Origin of the sequence: Psychromonas aquatilis (assembly GCF_038155185.1) — a bacterium.
Taxonomy (GTDB): domain Bacteria; phylum Pseudomonadota; class Gammaproteobacteria; order Enterobacterales; family Psychromonadaceae; genus Psychromonas; species Psychromonas aquatilis.
Window position 1 is genome coordinate 1 of the sequence record NZ_JBAKAZ010000136.1, and the last position, 611, is coordinate 611.

General features: G+C 34.2%; 1 protein-coding gene. It reads right to left on the reverse strand.

Features of this window, described 5'->3' with window-relative positions:
- Window positions 1–49 precede the first annotated feature (49 nt).
- On the reverse strand, window positions 50–406 hold the full coding sequence (locus tag V6256_RS15165) for a DUF2982 domain-containing protein (protein ID WP_341599101.1): 357 nt from the start codon (window positions 404–406) through the stop codon (window positions 50–52).
- Window positions 407–611 lie beyond the last annotated feature (205 nt).

Genomic DNA, 611 nt, shown 5'->3' on the forward strand with positions numbered 1-611 from the left:
ATAAGTGATAATAATACCACCTTAAATGGTGTCCGAGATCATTAGACCACTACATACCGAGGTAAGGTAACTGTGTATGCTCCCCTCTGACGTCTGCTTTAACTTCTCCAAAGCGAATAATATCTTGCCATGGAAGTGTCCACTTGCCATTAAGGTGGCAATATTCAATCATTTTAGGTGTGATAAAAAAGCTGGTTTCAGGCTCTAAATATTTAAGAATCCCTATGAATGCAATGATTAAGCTGACACATATGAGCAAAATCAATTGAATTTTAATGGCTTGCCAAAAAAATAAACTGATAAGCCAAAAAAGAAGTATCAATATACATCCAAGGCATATAAGCGATAGTGCATTACGTTTTGAGTTTGGATGGACTTTAATAACTCTATTAACGGTATCTTCCAAATTTAACCTTCCTTGAAAATTTGGTTTATTGAATAAATACTTTCTAGAGGCAATAAAAAGTATGTTTGTGAGAATAAATTAAAGGGGCTTTGAATTATATAATATATTTAAAGTAAAAAAAGCAGATTGAAAAAGAGTACAAAGGTTAAAACAGGGAGGCTGAAGCCACCGCCCCGAAATCTTATAAGCCGACAGGGCGAAATAA